Here is a 16,492-nt window from a genome sequence, read left to right as displayed (position 1 = left end):
GCCGCGGCCACAGAGGCCGATTCCTCCTGCCCTGTGGCCGCGGTTACTCTTGGAATCATGAGCGCTGATAGCCCCCAGACCGTGTTCGACACCATTGGCCCGGAGACGTTCCAAAGATTTGTGCACGGCTTCTATCAGCGTGTCGCCACCGACGACATCCTCGGCCCGATGTACCCCAGTGACGATATGGAAGGCGCCGAGGAGCGACTGCGGCTGTTCCTGCAGCAGTACTGGGGTGGCCCGGCGGAGTACTCCCAGCAGCGCGGGCACCCGCGACTACGGATGCGGCATATGCCCTTCCGTATCGATGTGCACGCCCGCGACCGCTGGCTGGACCTCATGGCCGCCTCCCTTGAGGAGATCCCAGACGAGGAGTTGCCGCAGGCTGAACGGCGGGCGCTATGGGACCACATGGTGCGGGTGGCGGACATGCTCATCAACGCACACCCCTAAACCATCTGCGGGCTAGATGACGCTGATACCGAACCCGCCACCGGAGAACACACTGCCGTAGCGGCCATCCAGGCGCAGCCACCGGCCCCGCGCGGAAATACGTACCGGCTCATTGGACTGTGGATTATCCGGCACAAAACCCATCCGGCGCAGCGCGAAAATTTCCCGCGTAGTCACCGCGGCACGCAGGCCCTCATCATTGCTCACCGTGAGCACTTCTTGGTCCAGCAGTGCTGCCGGTGGGCCGAGTGGGGTATTAATTGTGCGCGCCTCAGCCTGGGCTTTGTCATCGAGGTCTACGACGACTGAGGCCGGCACCATATCCAGCAGAGTAAAACCATCAGCCGGGGGCAGCACCCCAGGCCAGGGCGCTACCGCACCGCCGCACTGCACCACACTGGCTTCTGGGTCCGCGGCCTGTACCGCGGCGCTAACAGCGTCGGCACGCACACACACCGAAGGGTCATCGGTCTCGATGGCTATCGTGCGGCACGCGAAGGGACCAAACGGGGTGGTGGTGAACACCCGCGGCGCCGTGCCCTCGCGGGGCTGCACGCGCAGCAGCGCACCACCATCAAGACCTTCGGCCCGGCGCGCCAAGATAGCAAGATTACGCAGCTCGGCTGGGGTTGCGCGGACCTCTACCCCGCTCATGAGGCGGTCTCCCCGGAATCACCGCGGGTGAGTTCTTTGGTGGCGAAATTCTGCAGCATCGCTTTGGCTGCCGGGGTGACCTCGACCGGGCGCAGGGTGGTGCCATCGATGACGACAAGCACCGTGGTGACCTTGGCGACAATGTCATCAGCGCTGGTGCGAAGGGTTTGCACCATGGTGTACGAGGTTCTGCCGCAATCGGTGATTTCGGTGTCAATGATGATTTCGCGTGTGCCGGGCAGGATGGGGCGCAAAAAATCGATGCTGACATTGCGGGCCACCGACATGGGCACCTCGGCGCCGTCCATGCCGTCGACAAGCACCCGGTAGCGGGCTTCCTGGGAGTAATCCAGGTAGACGGCATTATTGACATGGCCGTAGCGGTCGAAATCGGACCAGCGCACCGGCAGCGTGACACTGTGCGGGGCCCGGTGGGTGGAATTAGGCATGGCTCCTCCTACAAGAAGAAAAGCCCCCGGTCACCACATCGGCACGAAGCCGGTGTGGGCCGGGGGCCGTGTGAGCCCAGCCTAGCGCTAGCGGGTCAGCTTGCGGCGGGTCACGCGGGACGGGCGTGCGGCCTCGGGGCCGAGGCGCTCAACCTTGTTCTTCTCGTAGTCCTCGAAGTTGCCTTCAAACCAGAACCACTGGCCTTCTTCCACATTGCCTTCCCAGGCGAGGATGTGGGTACAGGTGCGGTCCAGGAACCAGCGGTCGTGGGAGATGACCACGGCGCAGCCAGCGAAGTTCTCCAGCGCGTTTTCCAACGAGGACAGGGTTTCCACGTCCAGGTCGTTGGTCGGCTCATCGAGCAGGATCAGGTTGCCGCCCTTTTTCAGCGTCAGCGCCAAGTTCAGGCGGTTGCGCTCACCACCGGAGAGCACCTTGGCTGGCTTCTGCTGGTCAGCGCCCTTGAATCCGAAGGCCGACAGGTAGGCGCGAGAAGGCATCTCATTCTGGCCGACGTGGATGTAGTCCAGACCGTCAGAAACGACCTCCCACACCGACTTATTGCCATCGATCTGCTCGCGGTTCTGGTCCACGTAGGACAGCTGCACAGTCTGGCCGACCTTGACCTCACCGGCGTCGGGCTCTTCCAAGCCGACGATGGTCTTGAACAAGGTGGTCTTACCAACACCATTAGGGCCAATCACGCCCACAATGCCGTTCCGCGGCAAAGTGAAGGACAAATCCTTAATAAGGGTGCGGCCGTCGAAGCCCTTTTCCAGGTTCTTCACATCAACGACCTGGTTGCCCAGGCGCGGCGGGGTCGGAATCTGGATTTCTTCGAAGTCGAGCTTCTTGTACTGCTCGGCTTCTTCGACCATCTGCTCGTAGCGTTCCAGACGGGCCTTGTTCTTTGCCTGGCGGGCCTTCTGGCCGGACCGGACCCAGTTGAGCTCGTCCTTCAGGCGCTTCTGCAGCTTGGCGTCCTTACGGCCCGCGACCTCAAGGCGCTCGGCCTTCTTCTCCAGGTAGGTGGAGTAGTTGCCCTCGTAGGGGTAGAGCTTGCCGCGGTCGACCTCACAGATCCAGCCAGCGACATGGTCGAGGAAGTACCTATCGTGGGTGACTGCCAGCACAGCACCCGGGTACGTCTGCAAGTGCTGCTCAAGCCACAACACCGACTCCGCATCCAGGTGGTTCGTGGGCTCATCGAGCAGCAGCAGATCCGGCTCGGACAGCAGCAGCTTAGCCAGCGCGACACGGCGGCGCTCACCACCGGAGAGGTGGCTCACCGGCTCATCACCGGGCGGGCAGCGCAGCGCGTCCATAGCCTGTTCAATCTTGGAGTCAATCTCCCAGGCATCAGCCGCGTCGAGGTCCTCCTGCAACTTGCCCATTTCTTCCATGAGCTCGTCGGTGTAGTTCGTCGCCATCTCTTCGGCGATTTCCTCGTAGCGCTGCTTCTTTTCGAAGATCTCGCCGAGGCCTTCCTCGACGTTGCCGCGCACAGTCTTGTCCTCATTCAACGGAGGTTCCTGCTGCAGGATGCCGACGGTGGCACCAGGCTCGAGGAACGCTTCACCATTGGAGGGCTGGTCCAGCCCGGCCATGATCTTCAGAATTGACGACTTACCGGCGCCGTTGGGGCCAACCACGCCAATCTTGGCGCCCGGGTAAAACGCCATGGTCACATTGTCGAGAATGACCTTTTCGCCGTGGGCTTTGCGTACGCCCTTCATCTGGTAGATGAACTCAGCCATAGTGCTACCACTGCCTTCCTGCTGGTGAGGTAATCCCCCAAGAGACTACGCACCGCGTACCGATCGAACAACGCGACAAACCGGACGCGGGTGAGTTAAAACGACGGCTGGGCCTCCTTATCGCGGTACATCGCATTGGTGGCTACGTCGACCTCATCGTCGTTGTCGTCAGAAACCTTCTCGCGTGACGGGTCCGAGGTGTGGTTAGCCCCGGCCTTAGCGACAGTGCTATTGCGGTTCGCCCAATTCATGGTGCCGTCCATGCGGCGCAAATCAGGGCCGACCGCAGTTGCCCGAATACGCATCTTGGTGCGCGTCTCGCCTTCCTTATTGGTCCACCGGGAAGTCTCCAGCCGGCCGTGCACAATCACCGCCATCCCGGACGTCAATGTGGTCATCACATTCGGGCCCATCGGCTCCCAGCAATCCACATCAAGGTAGGTCGGTTCCCCGTCCTGCCATTGATCCTCAACAAAGCGACCCCGGGAGGAGGCGACCCGGAAAGTGGCGACCCGGTGGCCATGAGTGGTGGTGCGAAGTTCCGGCGACTGAGTGAGATTACCCAAAATGGTGATGGTCGAATTAGACATTGCGGTACTGCCTTCCTGTGCGGCGGATGTGGTGTCGCCTCGAACATTGCCCGCAACACAGCACTCGCCCCGGTGCACAACCATGCAACCGGGGCGAGAGTGTGGATAGTCACCGAAGTGTCAACAACTCTATGAGCAGCACCTATTTCATCTTTCGGACCGTTTCTGAACGCACCGGGTTATCCAAATGCATCTCGTGGTCCTGGTCAACAGAACTGGTGAAGTACCGGCTACTGCCAGGCTCACGGCCCTGCCCCATCTCAGCAAGCATCTGGTTATACGCCTGCAGCTCAGCGTCGTTATCGCGTTCGGCCTTACGGTCATAACGTCGGGCTTCGCGCTCATCAGAATTGCGCCACTGCACGAATAGCGCAGCCATCACAATGAACATCGGCACCTCACCCAAAGCCCAGGCAATAGCGCCACCAGTGTTCTGGTCCTCCAACAAATTGACCTGCCACGGCAAGTCCAAGGTGGAGTAGTAATCCAAAGCCATAACCTGGCTCATCTGCATCAACGCGATACCGAAAAACGCGTGGAACGGCAGCGATCCCATCAGGGTCACAAGCTTGATGGACTCCGGAATGCGCTGCGGCGCAGCATCCACACCGATAATCACCCAGTAGAAGATGTAGCCCGAGATCAGGAAGTGGATATTCATGAACAAGTGCCCGGCGTGCTCGTCGGCAAGCGCACCGAAAATCGGCGTCATGTACATGATGTAGAAACCAGCCACGAACTGCACCGTCGCCACCAACGGGTTAGTGAGGAACCTGGAAACCGGGTTGTTAATGAACACCACCAACCACTCACGAAGACCAGGCACACCGTCCTTACCGCACGGCTTAAGCGCGCGCAGACCCAGCGTCATCGGGCCACCCAAGCACAGCATCACCGGCACAGCCATGGAGTAAATCATGTGCGCAAGCATGTGAACGCTGAACAATGCCGGCATGTACACACCCAACGCCGAACACGACGTAAACAGCAGCAACGCGCAACCAGACAACCACCACACGATGTACGACGTCGGCCACTGACCACCGCGCTTCTTCAGCAAATACACCCAGTACAGGTAGATCGCGGCAGCAATAATGGCCGCCGAGCCGAAGAAAACATCAAACCGGAAAGTCGAAAACAGGGCTTCCCAGCCAAACGGAATGTCCAACTTATAACCGAGCTTGACCTCCATCTGGGTAATCTCGGGCAACTCACCGGTACCACCAGCCTGCTCGGCGTACTGCGGCGGCGGAGGAGTACGCGACAAAGCCACGGCCACACCAATGGTCAACGCCATGATGATGACCTCAACAATGGCCAAACGCCGGAACGCGAAACCGAACGGATCATTCTTGATCTTCGGGATAGTGATCTGGCGATGAAGGTAACCCACCAGGCCCAGCACAATAATCGCGACCGCCTTAATCACCACCAACACCCCATACGTGGAGGTGAACAGGTCATGCCAGCCAAGGTTGATCCAGGCATTAATCACGCCAGAGACCGTCATGGCAATGAAAGCAACAAGTGCGACGAAGCTGTACCGCGCAACAGCGACGTCAAGGAAACGGCCACGGCGACGAGCGTGACCAATCAGCGCCATCAAGCCACCGACCCACAACACCGTGAACGTCAAGTGCCAGATATAGGAGTTGGTGCCATAGTCATGGTTGCCGCCAGTAGCGTTATGGCTCACCACAGCCAGCGGCATCATCGACAACAGCGACAAGGCAAAAAACACCGGCTGCCAAATCCACTTCCGCGTCAACGCCGCGCCCAAGGCACACACCAGGGAGAAAATGCCCACCCACAACCAGGCGACAGCCTCAGAAACCTGGTCGAGAGCAACTGACCAGTTCTGCGGCTGAATAGTTTGTGACAACGGCAAGCCCGACACGTCGGAAAGCACCAACGGGATCTGAAGCAGACCAATACAACCCCACGCCGCTATCGACCACATACCGGTGCGCGAGGCGGCATAGCCATCAAGATCCAAAGTGCCGTCAGGGCGGCGCTTAGTGGCAAAAGCGGCCAGCATGAACGAACCAGTCGCCAAAGAAGCAAAGATCTCGCCACCAGCCTTAGCCAGCGGGAAACCGATGGTGGTAATGACACCAGGGTCAGGCACGCCCAGGGTGGTACGAGATTCACTGTTGAACCACAACGACAGTCCGCCAGCGAGACTGCCTGCGATTAAAGCGAACAGCAGGTACCAGCCGACGGTGCGGCGCACACGTTTGCGCCCAGTAGCCGGCGAGGATTCCGGGTGTGCGGAGTCGGTGGGGTGAACCGGGTCCGCAGTTGTCGCAGTCATACCGTCAACGGTAATACTTTCAGGGCCTCGTAGAACCTATCGGGCATACCCGTTAGAATTCGGCGCAGACCGGCTCCCCTGCGCGTATCAACCCGCGTAGGCGCGACCGGTGGGCGACATGAGCGCTCAAAGCCCCTATAGCTCAGTGGATTAGAGCAGCCGGCTTCTACCCGGCGGGTCGTGGGTTCGAGTCCTACTGGGGGCGCTAGCGGAAAACCCCCAACTACCAGTGGTTTTACCTGGTAGTTGGGGCTTTTTCGTGTTTTTAAGGCGTTGAGCTTTACGCCTATTTATGCCGGTTTCTGCGCGGTTCTGAGCCAAAAGTGAGCCAAAAATGAGCCACAAAAACCGACCCCTGAACACGGAAAAAGCGCCCCTCCGCCGTTCAGGCAGAGGGGCGCTATTCCGTTACTGGGCCGGGGGTTCACGCGGATGAGGGCCAGTTGCTTCCACAACCTTCTGAAGCTGCACCAAAACCGGTTTCACCTCCGGCGGCGGCGGCTTCGCGCCCGCGTCTATCCACACCATCACGGCCTGCAACGCGTGAATCGCCCGCGACAACTCCAGCATCAACTCGTGAGCGTTCCATTCGGCAGTCATTAACTGCTTCTGTGTCTCCCCCAACTGCTTATCCATCGTCTGGAGGCGACTCTCCACGTCTGCGAGACGGTTAAACACTCGAGTGTTGAACTCCTCTTGCTGCGAGGTCGCAGTTTCCTCGTGCGTCCCACGCCAGGAGAACCACGCGCCAACAACCGATCCGACAAGGGCAATAACTGCAACGACAATTGACGGGTCCACGCTTCACCCCTCTCGACTGTCGTCGGAGCCAGGCACCTCCGGAAGATCGGGAACCTGTGATTCCAGCGTGCGACCGGTGTTTCGTCCGACGATGAGACCGCATGCCATGGCGACAAGGGCCAACAGGAAGTAGTTCTTTGCGCTCACCCACAGTCGGTTCTGTTGGTCCATGGAGTCGCACAGATAGGCCATCCCCCACCCACACAACAGCCCGGCCGTCAGCGTCATTCCAACACTGCGGCTGATGCGGGCGATGCCACCGACGGTTCCGCCGGGTGGAATGACAGCCCCAATGGTCATGAGCGTTGCGGCTATGCCCCACACCACGGGCACAGCGTGCCCGGGCAGCAGTCGCGCCACCGCGAACAACTGCTCGGGGGTCTCATGGAAGTAAGCGATCATGGTTGCCCACGCCCATAGCGCCCATACAGCGGACACCACACGAGGCAACACAATCACACGATGCATAGCCACCGCGTCACTCCGCCCGATGCCGACCAGACACATCGGCAGCCAGCCGGTCGATAGCTCGACCGTCATGGCCTGAGGCAATCGGCTCACCGACAATCTCGGCCACGCGGCGAGCAGCCTCCTCCACGCGATTAATTGCGGCATCGACCTCAGGGGTGGGCATGGGGATGTGGTTCTCGATCACCTCACGGGACTCGACCTCCCGGGCGTCAGAGTTCGCGCCGGTGAGCAGACCAGCCATACCAAGGGCCAGAGTTGACACGGCGGTGTAGATGGCATCGGCGTTGATAGCAGAGTCGGCCTGCTCAGGGCTTGCCTTGCCGGTGAGCACAAGCACCAGGCCAGCTATGCCGGTGAGCAGGTACACGGACTTACGGGTAATCCAGGGGATCTGGTTCTTGGAAATGTTCATGGTGTTCCTACTTTCGGAGGTTGTTGATGGGGTCCAGGACGTCTGCCTGGTAGTCAATGCCCTGTGCCTCGGCGAGTCGCTGCACGGCGTGGCGCACCTCGAACAGGGTCTTGTCGATCACCTGAATTGCCTGGTCACGAGTGAGAACCACCCTGGGGTCAACCAAGCTGCGGATGTGTCCCTCGGGGCACGGGGGCAGCTCCGGGGTGTCCGGCTCGGGCTCGGGCATGTCTGGCTCGGCGATGACCTGCTCGCCGGTGGCCTCGTCCATGAGCTGTCGGGCACGGGCCAGGACAATGTCGTATGGGAAATTGGGGCCGGGGTCGGTGTGGTCGGTGGTGCCCCAGGCTCGGGCGTCTCGGTGACCACCGACACCGTGGACATAGCGGCCGAACTCGGCCTGGCTGCGCTTCTCGCACGGGATGTTGTAGGTGCGACACCAGTACGCGATGACTCGGGCGCAGCCCTCCAGCATCTTGGGGTGTTGGAGCCACTGCTCGCGGGTCATGGCGGCGCGGGCGCACAGCGACACGTGCAGGGCAATGTCATTGCCGCGGTTGGCCGTGGCCCAGACCTGCCAATCGTCGGTGTTTTCCAAGGTGATGGCGCCGGTGGTATCGACCAGGCGGTGGTATGAGCCGGACTGGCTGCGCTGCTGGTACCTGACGATGTTGATGGACCGGCAGGTCCACGGGTCGTTCTCGGTGGTGTGTACGACAATGAAGCGCTTCGGCAACCGAGTTGGGCGACCAAAGGGGATCATGTGCGACAGGTCAACGTCCCATCCCCGGTCCAGTTTGGCCGCAGTCTGGACGGCCTTCACGGGATGTTGGCCCCAGAAACTGTGCAGGACCTCGTTGACGTCACACTCGACGCCGTCCACAGACACGGTGCCGCGCCGCTGGTACAGGACCGCCTCTGGGGCGCGTTCACCGTGCGACCACGCCGCGGTCTGCCAGGCGAGATGCCGGCCACCACCCAGGGCAGCAATGACACCGTCCTGGGCAGCCCAGGCGATAACGCGACTGTGGCCGTAGATGCCGACTCGTTCAGGGCCGAGAACCTTGCCGGCCGCGCGGAAATAGTCCGCAGCCACCTTGTTCCATTGGTTCAGGGTGATGTCGAAGTCCACGGCGAAGAACACCGGGTGGCGGCTGCACCCGAGCTTATCGAGCTGTGCTTGGGCGGCTTTCGCGTCCAGCTCGCCGCCGCGGGCACCACGCATCGCGTCAGGGTGTTTCTCCTTGCCGAACTGCCACACGAACGCGGTAGCCAGTCCGTGCCCGGTGTAGTCGCGTTGCTCCGCAGGCTCGATGGGCTTGCCGCGCATCCATGACTCGCGTGGCGGGCTGATATACCGCACCGCACCGGCGAACCCTGCGGAAGCCACCTTCTCGGCGCGGGGAACCCCGGCACTGTAATCAATGACCGTCTGCATGTTTTTCTCCTAGATATGCGTAAACCCCGCTCGGTGGCGGGGTTGTGGTGGGTTATTCAGTTGGTTCAGGAATGTAGTAGTGGACGATGAGGCCGCCTGGGGTGCCGGGTTGGCCGTTGGTTCCGCCGGGGGCGGCTTTGCCGCCTGCTCCCCCGTTGCCGACAACGAGATCGGCTGAGGCGGGCATCCGGTCGATATGGATACCGGTGGGGCATGCTTCGGGCAGGTCGGTAACGGTTGGGCCTCGTTTACCGGCCGCGCCACGACGCCCGGGGAATCCCTGACCACTTCCACCAGCCGCGCCACCGTCGCCGCCGGCACCTCCACTAGTCCGGCCTGGGCCACCATTGCCGCCGCTACCACCGGTTCCACCGCGGTCGTTCGCACTCGATCCGCCGTCACCGCCGGGGCCACCTGCCCCACCGGTGACCCCTCCGGCGCCGCCTGCGCCACCATGGTGGCCATATCCGCCCGCAGAGTGCTCACTATCGCCGCCGTTACCGCCGCGCCCACCAGCGCCGCCGGTGATGCCGCCTGCACCGCCCCCGCCGCCGTGCCCACCGAGGCCACCAGCGGTCTGGGTACTAGCAGCTCCAGGGGCACCGTGACCACCTGCGCCACCACTGGAACCGGGGATAGTGCCGGTAAACCCCTCGGGCACAGGGAAATCAGTGCCGTCAGCGCTCGACAGTGCCCCCAGGGTCGATACGCCGCCCTGGCCGCCCGGGCCGCCACGGGAACGTCCCGCGCCGCCGCCACCGCCGCCGTGCGCACCGGAGTACAACCAGCCCTCCGCAACTGCACCAGCAATACTGTGTCGCTTCCACGGGCCTGCCGTGGTGTGGGTTTCCCACATCTCGCGGGTGCTAATCCAGTGCCGCATATCGGGGCCGATATGTTCACCGAGCATCAGGAAGCATGCGTTCCCTGACATGGTCAACGACGCCGTGCCCTCAGGGAACACCTCTTCAGACTGATTGAATGCGCCGCCGTTACTGTCACCACTCACCGAACTGCCGTCCACGCGCCTGATATTGATGCGGTAGCCGCGCCAATCAGGGGTCGTAAACACCTCAACCCACGACCACGGGCGGCTGACCTCCGCATCAACACGAACCGTGCTGCCAGCCGTGCCAACCGACCGGGCGCTAACCGTCGCCCCACTGCGGCTGATAACAAGCGCCTCACGGGACCCATCGCGGATAGTGACCAGTCCCCCGTCAGCGAGACAGACACAAAAGGCCTGCTCACGTGACGATAGGCCGGTAACGATCTGCGACCACGGCTTCGCGGGTGGGGCGACCGGGCCGACAGCCCGGTCAGCGTACTTCCACCGCACGAACTCGTAGCCCCGCTCCCATGGCTCCGCCACGCTGATGGTGTCAGCAGGCCATAGGCGCGTTGACCCCAGCCACACGTTTTTTACCGGGGCGCCGCCCAGGTGGGCTGCCGAAATGTTGGATAACCGCATCTAAACCTCCACGTACAGCGTGCTCGGGTCGGGGTCGTCCGGCGGGGCACCAACCACAATCCGGGTCACACCCTGCCCGGTCACCATCCCAGGCTGCGTACGGCCCACCTGGGCTGCTCGGTTCCACAGACCAAGCGCCTGAGCAAGCACCTCAGCTGCGACCCCATGACCGGCGGCAGTCGGATGCACCCGATCATTGGTGACAAGCCCATACTTGATGAGTTGATCCACATCACCATCGAGTAAATCCTCCCCCGACGCATAGCCCACCCGGTTAGGGTCATCATCCGCCGCCGCCTGGAGGGCACGGGTCACGATTGACCGGTCGAAATCTGGGTTCTGTGTCACGGCTCGCTGCGACACAAACAACACCGGCAAGGGACGCCCGGCACTATGTTTCGTGTGCAGAACGATATTCTTTACGGCCTGCTGATATTTCTTCTCATCAGTGCCGCGGGTCTCATCGTTAGCGCCGGTGAACACCACAACAAAATCAGGCTGCACCGACAGTAAGCGACCCCGAATATCCTCGTAGTACACGTGGTCGAACAGCGTCGCCCCCGGCCAACCAGCATTAAGCAGAATTGCGCCGCGCTCCTCGTTATCGTCCAGGCAATGGATGAAATCAATCCCGGCGAGGCCGCCGGTTACCTTGATTTTCACGGTGTGCTTTTTGCGCGGCAGGCCCTCAATTTTATGCAGCCCCGTGAACCCGCGGTCACTCTTTTTCGTGCCCTCCATCCAGCCGATAGGCACGTCAACCTGGCCAGTGGCCAACTCGGCCGCCTCGGGTGACCCGTCATCGACCGTCACGGTCACGTCACCAATCCCGATGCCCTCAGCCAGCCCGATCCAGAACCCTGTACACGGGCCGGGACTCTCCAGGGTTGCCGTCTGCCCATCCTGCAGCACGGTCGGGGCGGCCCCGAGGCCACGGCGGAGTTGACCATCACCAGGAACCGAGCCGCCAGTGATGAGCGTGGAATCGCCCCGCAAGCTCAAGGGCCGACGGTCATCACGCAAACCACATGACCGATTCAACATGATTTCCAACCGCGCGCACAGATTCAACCGGTCACGGTCAACGCCCGCGGGGATACCCACACCGGCAACACCGGACGCCCCAACAAGAATCCCGACGGGACGGTCCTTTTGTAGCGCCGCCGTCAGCATCGGGACGTGATGTGGCGCGACAGCAGCAGTTACTACACCATCACCGGGGGCACCCGGCGGTCCGGGTTCACCTATCGGACCTTCGGGGCCACGCGGCCCGGGCGGGCCTTCAGGGCCAGGCGGCCCGGGCGGGCCTTCAGGGCCAGGTGGGCCTGCAGGGCCTGGCCCGCCCGACCCACCTGGCCCGGCGCAATCCGCCGCTGCCTCCGCACGCTGCGCCGCAGCCTCAGCCGCCGCCAACGCCTCCCGCACCTCACGTGCCGCCGCCTCAACCCGCGACACCACCGCAGGCTCCCAATCCACATCCTGACCCAACAAGTCAGCCAGTGAGTGGGCGCCGTCCTGCGGCAACGTAATCCGCCACTCATGCCACACCCCCTGACACGACAGCTGCACCAACACCGGGCCAGGATCCAGCTCAGGACTCGTAAACACACCCCCAACCAGCGGCAACACATGCGGCGACGTAGTCACCACCTCACCCGGCTGATTAACCGCAGGACGAATAACCGCAGACACCAACGTCACGGTGCCACGCGCATCCTCCCCCGCAATATCCCGAAAATCCCCAGTAAGAACCGTCATCCCTATTCCTCCGTCCAATCGCCCGGGTGCCCCGGATCCACCGTCGACATCTCCCGAGACCGAGACTGTTTCTGCACCAGCAGCAACGTGTAACCATGACCACCCAGCAACCACCTATGGCGCCCCGCGTCCTGGTACACCCGCACCGTCACACCCTCGGCGGCGTCCTCCGGCGACACCACCAAAGGCAGCACGTCAATGTTTGTGCCCTGGTCTGAGCCGATCACCTCTGTGGACCATGACTCCGCTAGCAGTGACCCGTCAGCCCGAAACACCTCAATCCACATGCGCTGCCAATTCCCGCCCGGCGCGGACGTGCCCGACACCCCGGTCTTCGCGATGATTTGCCATGACCCCGGCGTGCGGATCACTACGCCTCCAGCCGGGTCAATCGCTGCACCAATCAGTGGGCCGATCTGTTCGGTGAACGGAATCCGCTCTCGCTCACTGTGGGTCCCGCGCCCTCGGTAGGCGATGTTCCGTGATGAATACGTGCAACCCCGGCCACGCTCATCGATGAGCTTTTGGGTTTTGGATTGCTGGTCTGCGATGGCCGATGTGATTTCAGGCAGCTCACCAGGGGACCCTGTGAATGCCTCCGCCAGTGGGGCGAACACCAGCTCATCTAGCGATGACGACAGGCCATCACGGAAACCGGCAGCTATCGGGGAATACCCCTCCGGTGGGTTGCCACGCAGAGCATCACCCAGAGCCGGTAGAAAACCGTCGAGAAAACCCTCGCGAGCTTTCTCCAACGGTTTCCGTACCTGGTCTTGGAGGCGTTTGCGAATCTGTTCGTCTGTCGAGGACTGCATCGCCCGCAGTCCTGAACCACCTGTAATAGCGTTATCTGGTGAAACCCCCTTAGGCGACGTCATGGTTAACCCACTCCCCACCGCCGGACAGCGGATCCGATGGTGGTTCATACCGGCGCGTCTGCAGCTCGGGGTGGTGCCGGAATCCGCACTCCCACAGGTGTTTTGACCACTGCCGTAGGGCCGGTTCAGGCACCAGCATGACCGCTGTGGCACCGGGGCCTGGCAGACCCATTAACGCCCAAAGCAGGTGCTCATCAGGACTCTCTGGGTCACACTTATCCTGGTCAGGGACGCTAAACATACTTTTTCTCCTATGCGAGATTGTGCCGACGCATCGACCGTGTTAGGCGGCGTATATGCCGTAAGCCCCGGTCCCACGGGGACTCCGTTGCCCGCGGGTCACCGCACTTGATGTCCCACTCGACACCATCCCGGGATTCATGCAGCACCAGTTGGTGAACCTGCTCAACCAGCACCCGTCCCGGTGGGAGGCCTTTTATCGTCGCCCCGATGCGGTCGCCTAACTCGAAATGTCCTTGCCCTGGAGCACCAATCAGATACGGTGCGCCGTCGGCGACCTTTAACTCGAAATTGTCGTGGCCACGAGTGCGCCAAAAGGCTCTCCGAAAAGCAATCACGCCCGATAGGGTGAACACGTTATCCACATCGTCAGCAAATGCTTCCTGCTTATGGAAATGGCCCTGCCGTGCGATACGAAGAAGCGACTTATGAGTAGCGAACGCTAACCACACGTCCTCGTACATTGGGGCAACGGCATCGTCGATGATGTCGCCCAACGTATCCAGGCGGAAAATTGAGCCCATGACATTGCCGGCCAGCCGAATGGCTAGCGACTGGGCCTCATTTACGCCCGGCGCGGAGTGGCCGCCGGCGGTTATTTGTACGGGGCCTTCTTGCACTCGGGTGTATTTCGCGGCTTGTACTCCCGAGGGGTAGCCGTCGCGGTAAATGACCCAGGGTTGCGTCGGGGATGTACCTAGCCATTGGGATACCGAGTATTCGGCGGGTTCTATTGGGTCGGCGACGGTGTTGACGATTTCGTCGACGAGGTTGTCGGCATGGGAGGTAATCGTGCGGGCCAGGCCGCCGAAGATAGTTCCTCCGTGGCTGGTCTGCTCGAAGACTCCGGATTTGTCGATGATGTCTACCACTAATTGGCCGGTGCGCATGATGGCTCCGGGCCATGGTGGTGGGTCCCCGTCGAGCCATCGTCGGCAAGTGACCATTAGTCCTGCGTCTGCGAGGATTTCCTCGGCGGCCGCGAACCAGGTGTCCATGCGCGTGTCGACGATGCACCACTGTGAATCGTCCAGGACCAGTGAATCGGGTTGTACTACTACTGGCCATTCTGATGGCACTAGTCCTTGGGCCCACGTGCGTGGGTCGAGGGGGTTATCGGGCAGGGTCCAGAGGTTGCCGGATAGTCGGAATAGGTTCACGAATAGCAGCAACTTGAGCATGTATCGAGATGGCCCGGCGAGCGTGAAATAGTGCGGGAATTGGGGGCCAGTGGCTGGGGCGAATGGGTTCGGCCAGCATGGCAGGTTCATAATCTGGCCGAGGTCGTGCTCAAAATTGAGGGTTAGTAGCCGTTCGCCTTTGTCGGTTTTTTCCAGTTCGTAGCTATCGAGCTGTCCGGACCACCGCATACCTCGAACGTCTGCGGTGAGGAAGACGTTTTGTAGGCGGTGGTGTCGGTCGAGTACCCACTGCGCGGCGTGAGAATCCGCCCGTAGTGTCACGGTGCCTGTGGAGGCCTCGTTCATTACGAATGGCAGGTCGGATTCGATGCGTTCCTGCAGCCAGAATGATTGCTCGAAATCACCATCCCAGAGCCGCATTTTCGAGGGCTGTTGGCGGAGCTGGTCCATTGTGGAGAGCTGCTTCTGGCACCGCACCCACACGTCATCGTGGGCGTCGTTGAGGGCTTGGTCGTTCTGGGTCACCGGAGCCTGAGGAGGCAGAGTTACCGGTATCACGGAGTCACCACCCCCCACGGTCGTGAGTACAGAGGTACGCAGTACACCTTCGCGCTGGCTCCGGCCATCTGTGCCACGGATCCGTAGGCGGTGGTGATGAGTTCACCGGCGGAAGGGAGTTTCAATGCATCCCTGACAGCGCCGAGCCATTCGTCCATATCGTCGACGGTCAGCTGGTCTGCGGCTTCGTCGATTCGCTCAATCAACTCTTCTGGAGTCCACGACAGCACCGTGTCGGTCGGAATGTTTCCGAGAACACCGGTCAACGCTTGGGCGAGGGCGTAACTGCCCTTGGCGGGAATTGACGGCGGGATATTCAGGGCCCTCAGAATCTCGGGCAGGTGCGGGATTGGGTTCACGGCCACCGGTATCTGCGTTGGCGGGGTGTTCGGCGGTACCGGGAACTCAAACATCTGACCATTCCACCGAGCCTGGAATTGGTGCCCATCGGTGGCCACACCCTGCAGGTCCATCAATGAGGTATGGATGCGGGCATCCTGACGCTTTGCAGGGTCATGGTGCCACCGCTGGAATGGTAGGGCGATAAGCCGCTCCGCATACGCTGAACGCCAATCGGCAGGGTCCCTGGTCCACGACCAGTCAGGCAGAATCCACGACGCAGGAGCCTTCAGTGACCACCGAAGGAACATTGGTAGGTCCCCCGGGTTAGATACCGTGACATGGCCGGCGTAGGTTCGCCCATCGAAAACGAAAGTGTCCGTCAACGCTGTGCCGACGTAATCGGGCTCACCAGCACGCACCACCATGACGAACCGGGTGTACCCCGTTACATGCGGGTCGATGGACACCTCCACCTGCGGTTCACTCATCAATCGCAGGTAGAGACGCCGTTGTCCATTCGGTGTGGTGACAACGAGTTCACCATCACGGTCATAGTCCCACGACCGGCGCCACAAGGACTCGATCTGTTCAATTTCTGCAGAGGAATGCCCGTGGCAGTGGATGGTCATCGTTACGTCCCGCGGGGGCCGTGTGGACCCCAGCATGGACGCGCCCACCTGGTTCGCCCCTGCGGCCCACGTCGTTTCACGGGGACTGTCATAAATTCCAGCAGGTTTCAGGCCAAGAGCCACGCCACGTGAGC

At 61.6% G+C, this 16,492-nt stretch carries 16 protein-coding genes and 1 tRNA gene; 2 read left to right on the top strand and 15 right to left on the bottom strand.

All coding sequences use genetic code 11. The features are described 5' to 3' along the window. Nucleotides 1-57: 57 nt before the first annotated feature. Nucleotides 58-453 carry a globin gene (locus KRX51_RS03320; protein WP_218361511.1) on the top strand — a complete coding sequence of 132 codons (396 nt, stop codon included), beginning with the start codon at nt 58-60 and terminating at the stop codon, nt 451-453. 12 nt (nt 454-465) lie between these two features. On the opposite strand, the gene KRX51_RS03315 is transcribed toward KRX51_RS03320, so the two are convergent. The 5 genes from KRX51_RS03315 to KRX51_RS03295 form a co-directional block, all read right to left on the bottom strand. Continuing rightward, a complete protein-coding gene (locus KRX51_RS03315) occupies nt 466-1,107 on the bottom strand; it encodes a hypothetical protein (RefSeq protein WP_218361510.1) in 642 nt (213 codons plus the stop codon). Further along, nucleotides 1,104-1,556, bottom strand: a complete 453-nt coding sequence (locus KRX51_RS03310; RefSeq protein WP_218361509.1) for a thioesterase family protein — start codon at nt 1,554-1,556, stop codon at nt 1,104-1,106. The genes KRX51_RS03315 and KRX51_RS03310 overlap by 4 nt, the downstream gene beginning before the upstream one ends. An 87-nt stretch (nt 1,557-1,643) precedes the next feature. Beyond that, complete coding sequence (gene ettA, locus KRX51_RS03305; protein ID WP_218361508.1) at nt 1,644-3,314, bottom strand: energy-dependent translational throttle protein EttA; 1,671 nt, start codon at nt 3,312-3,314, stop codon at nt 1,644-1,646. A gap of 95 nt (nt 3,315-3,409) precedes the next feature. Next, nucleotides 3,410-3,904, bottom strand: coding sequence for a single-stranded DNA-binding protein (ssb, locus tag KRX51_RS03300; protein ID WP_218361507.1), 495 nt, complete (start codon nt 3,902-3,904; stop codon nt 3,410-3,412). 142 nt (nt 3,905-4,046) lie between these two features. After that, nucleotides 4,047-6,218 carry a cytochrome c oxidase assembly protein gene (locus tag KRX51_RS03295; protein ID WP_218361506.1) on the bottom strand — a complete coding sequence of 724 codons (2,172 nt, stop codon included), beginning with the start codon at nt 6,216-6,218 and terminating at the stop codon, nt 4,047-4,049. A gap of 131 nt (nt 6,219-6,349) precedes the next feature. Here KRX51_RS03295 and KRX51_RS03290 point away from each other — a divergent pair. After that, nucleotides 6,350-6,423, top strand: a tRNA-Arg gene (locus KRX51_RS03290). A gap of 203 nt (nt 6,424-6,626) precedes the next feature. Here the strand turns inward: KRX51_RS03290 and KRX51_RS03285 are convergent. Genes KRX51_RS03285 through KRX51_RS03240 form a run of 10 tightly spaced genes read right to left on the bottom strand, consistent with a single transcriptional unit; the run spans nt 6,627 to nt 16,358 of the window. Continuing rightward, entirely contained in the window at nt 6,627-7,019 is a 393-nt protein-coding gene (locus KRX51_RS03285; RefSeq protein ID WP_218361505.1) for a hypothetical protein, read from the bottom strand. Nucleotides 7,020-7,022: 3 nt separating this feature from the next. Then, nucleotides 7,023-7,493, bottom strand: coding sequence for a hypothetical protein (locus tag KRX51_RS03280; RefSeq protein WP_218361504.1), 471 nt, complete (start codon nt 7,491-7,493; stop codon nt 7,023-7,025). A gap of 4 nt (nt 7,494-7,497) precedes the next feature. Continuing rightward, a complete protein-coding gene (locus tag KRX51_RS03275; RefSeq protein ID WP_218361503.1) occupies nt 7,498-7,902 on the bottom strand; it encodes a hypothetical protein in 405 nt (134 codons plus the stop codon). Nucleotides 7,903-7,909: 7 nt separating this feature from the next. After that, nucleotides 7,910-9,340: a glycoside hydrolase domain-containing protein gene (locus KRX51_RS03270; RefSeq protein ID WP_218361502.1), complete on the bottom strand. Its 1,431-nt coding sequence runs from the start codon at nt 9,338-9,340 to the stop codon at nt 7,910-7,912. Nucleotides 9,341-9,392: 52 nt separating this feature from the next. Then, on the bottom strand, nt 9,393-10,811 hold the full coding sequence (locus KRX51_RS10270) for a hypothetical protein (protein ID WP_218361501.1): 1,419 nt from the start codon (nt 10,809-10,811) through the stop codon (nt 9,393-9,395). Beyond that, a complete protein-coding gene (locus KRX51_RS03260) occupies nt 10,812-12,569 on the bottom strand; it encodes a GDSL-type esterase/lipase family protein (RefSeq protein WP_218361500.1) in 1,758 nt (585 codons plus the stop codon). Nucleotides 12,570-12,571: 2 nt separating this feature from the next. Further along, entirely contained in the window at nt 12,572-13,384 is an 813-nt protein-coding gene (locus KRX51_RS03255) for a hypothetical protein (RefSeq protein WP_218361499.1), read from the bottom strand. A gap of 49 nt (nt 13,385-13,433) precedes the next feature. Further along, nucleotides 13,434-13,688, bottom strand: a complete 255-nt coding sequence (locus KRX51_RS03250; protein ID WP_218361498.1) for a DUF2744 domain-containing protein — start codon at nt 13,686-13,688, stop codon at nt 13,434-13,436. A gap of 10 nt (nt 13,689-13,698) precedes the next feature. After that, nucleotides 13,699-15,354 carry a phage tail protein gene (locus tag KRX51_RS03245; protein WP_218361497.1) on the bottom strand — a complete coding sequence of 552 codons (1,656 nt, stop codon included), beginning with the start codon at nt 15,352-15,354 and terminating at the stop codon, nt 13,699-13,701. A 29-nt stretch (nt 15,355-15,383) separates the two neighbouring features. Then, a complete protein-coding gene (locus KRX51_RS03240; protein WP_218361496.1) occupies nt 15,384-16,358 on the bottom strand; it encodes a hypothetical protein in 975 nt (324 codons plus the stop codon). Nucleotides 16,359-16,492: the final 134 nt, after the last annotated feature.

Source organism: Corynebacterium sp. TAE3-ERU12, assembly GCF_019209905.1.
Classification (GTDB): domain Bacteria; phylum Actinomycetota; class Actinomycetes; order Mycobacteriales; family Mycobacteriaceae; genus Corynebacterium.
This window is presented reverse-complemented; position numbering and strand designations above follow the sequence as displayed.

Excerpts from the sequence above, each read along its gene's own strand:
- KRX51_RS03320 (WP_218361511.1), top strand. The coding sequence starts at position 58 with ATGAGCGCTGATAGCCCCCAGACCGTGTTCGACACCATTGGCCCGGAG.
- KRX51_RS03315 (WP_218361510.1), bottom strand. The coding sequence starts at position 1,107 with ATGAGCGGGGTAGAGGTCCGCGCAACCCCAGCCGAGCTGCGTAATCTT.
- KRX51_RS03310 (WP_218361509.1), bottom strand. The coding sequence starts at position 1,556 with ATGCCTAATTCCACCCACCGGGCCCCGCACAGTGTCACGCTGCCGGTG.
- ettA (WP_218361508.1), bottom strand. The coding sequence starts at position 3,314 with ATGGCTGAGTTCATCTACCAGATGAAGGGCGTACGCAAAGCCCACGGC.
- ssb (WP_218361507.1), bottom strand. The coding sequence starts at position 3,904 with ATGTCTAATTCGACCATCACCATTTTGGGTAATCTCACTCAGTCGCCG.
- KRX51_RS03295 (WP_218361506.1), bottom strand. The coding sequence starts at position 6,218 with ATGACTGCGACAACTGCGGACCCGGTTCACCCCACCGACTCCGCACAC.
- KRX51_RS03275 (WP_218361503.1), bottom strand. The coding sequence starts at position 7,902 with ATGAACATTTCCAAGAACCAGATCCCCTGGATTACCCGTAAGTCCGTG.
- KRX51_RS03270 (WP_218361502.1), bottom strand. The coding sequence starts at position 9,340 with ATGCAGACGGTCATTGATTACAGTGCCGGGGTTCCCCGCGCCGAGAAG.
- KRX51_RS10270 (WP_218361501.1), bottom strand. The coding sequence starts at position 10,811 with ATGCGGTTATCCAACATTTCGGCAGCCCACCTGGGCGGCGCCCCGGTA.
- KRX51_RS03260 (WP_218361500.1), bottom strand. The coding sequence starts at position 12,569 with ATGACGGTTCTTACTGGGGATTTTCGGGATATTGCGGGGGAGGATGCG.
- KRX51_RS03255 (WP_218361499.1), bottom strand. The coding sequence starts at position 13,384 with ATGCAGTCCTCGACAGACGAACAGATTCGCAAACGCCTCCAAGACCAG.
- KRX51_RS03250 (WP_218361498.1), bottom strand. The coding sequence starts at position 13,688 with ATGTTTAGCGTCCCTGACCAGGATAAGTGTGACCCAGAGAGTCCTGAT.
- KRX51_RS03240 (WP_218361496.1), bottom strand. The coding sequence starts at position 16,358 with ATGACCATCCACTGCCACGGGCATTCCTCTGCAGAAATTGAACAGATC.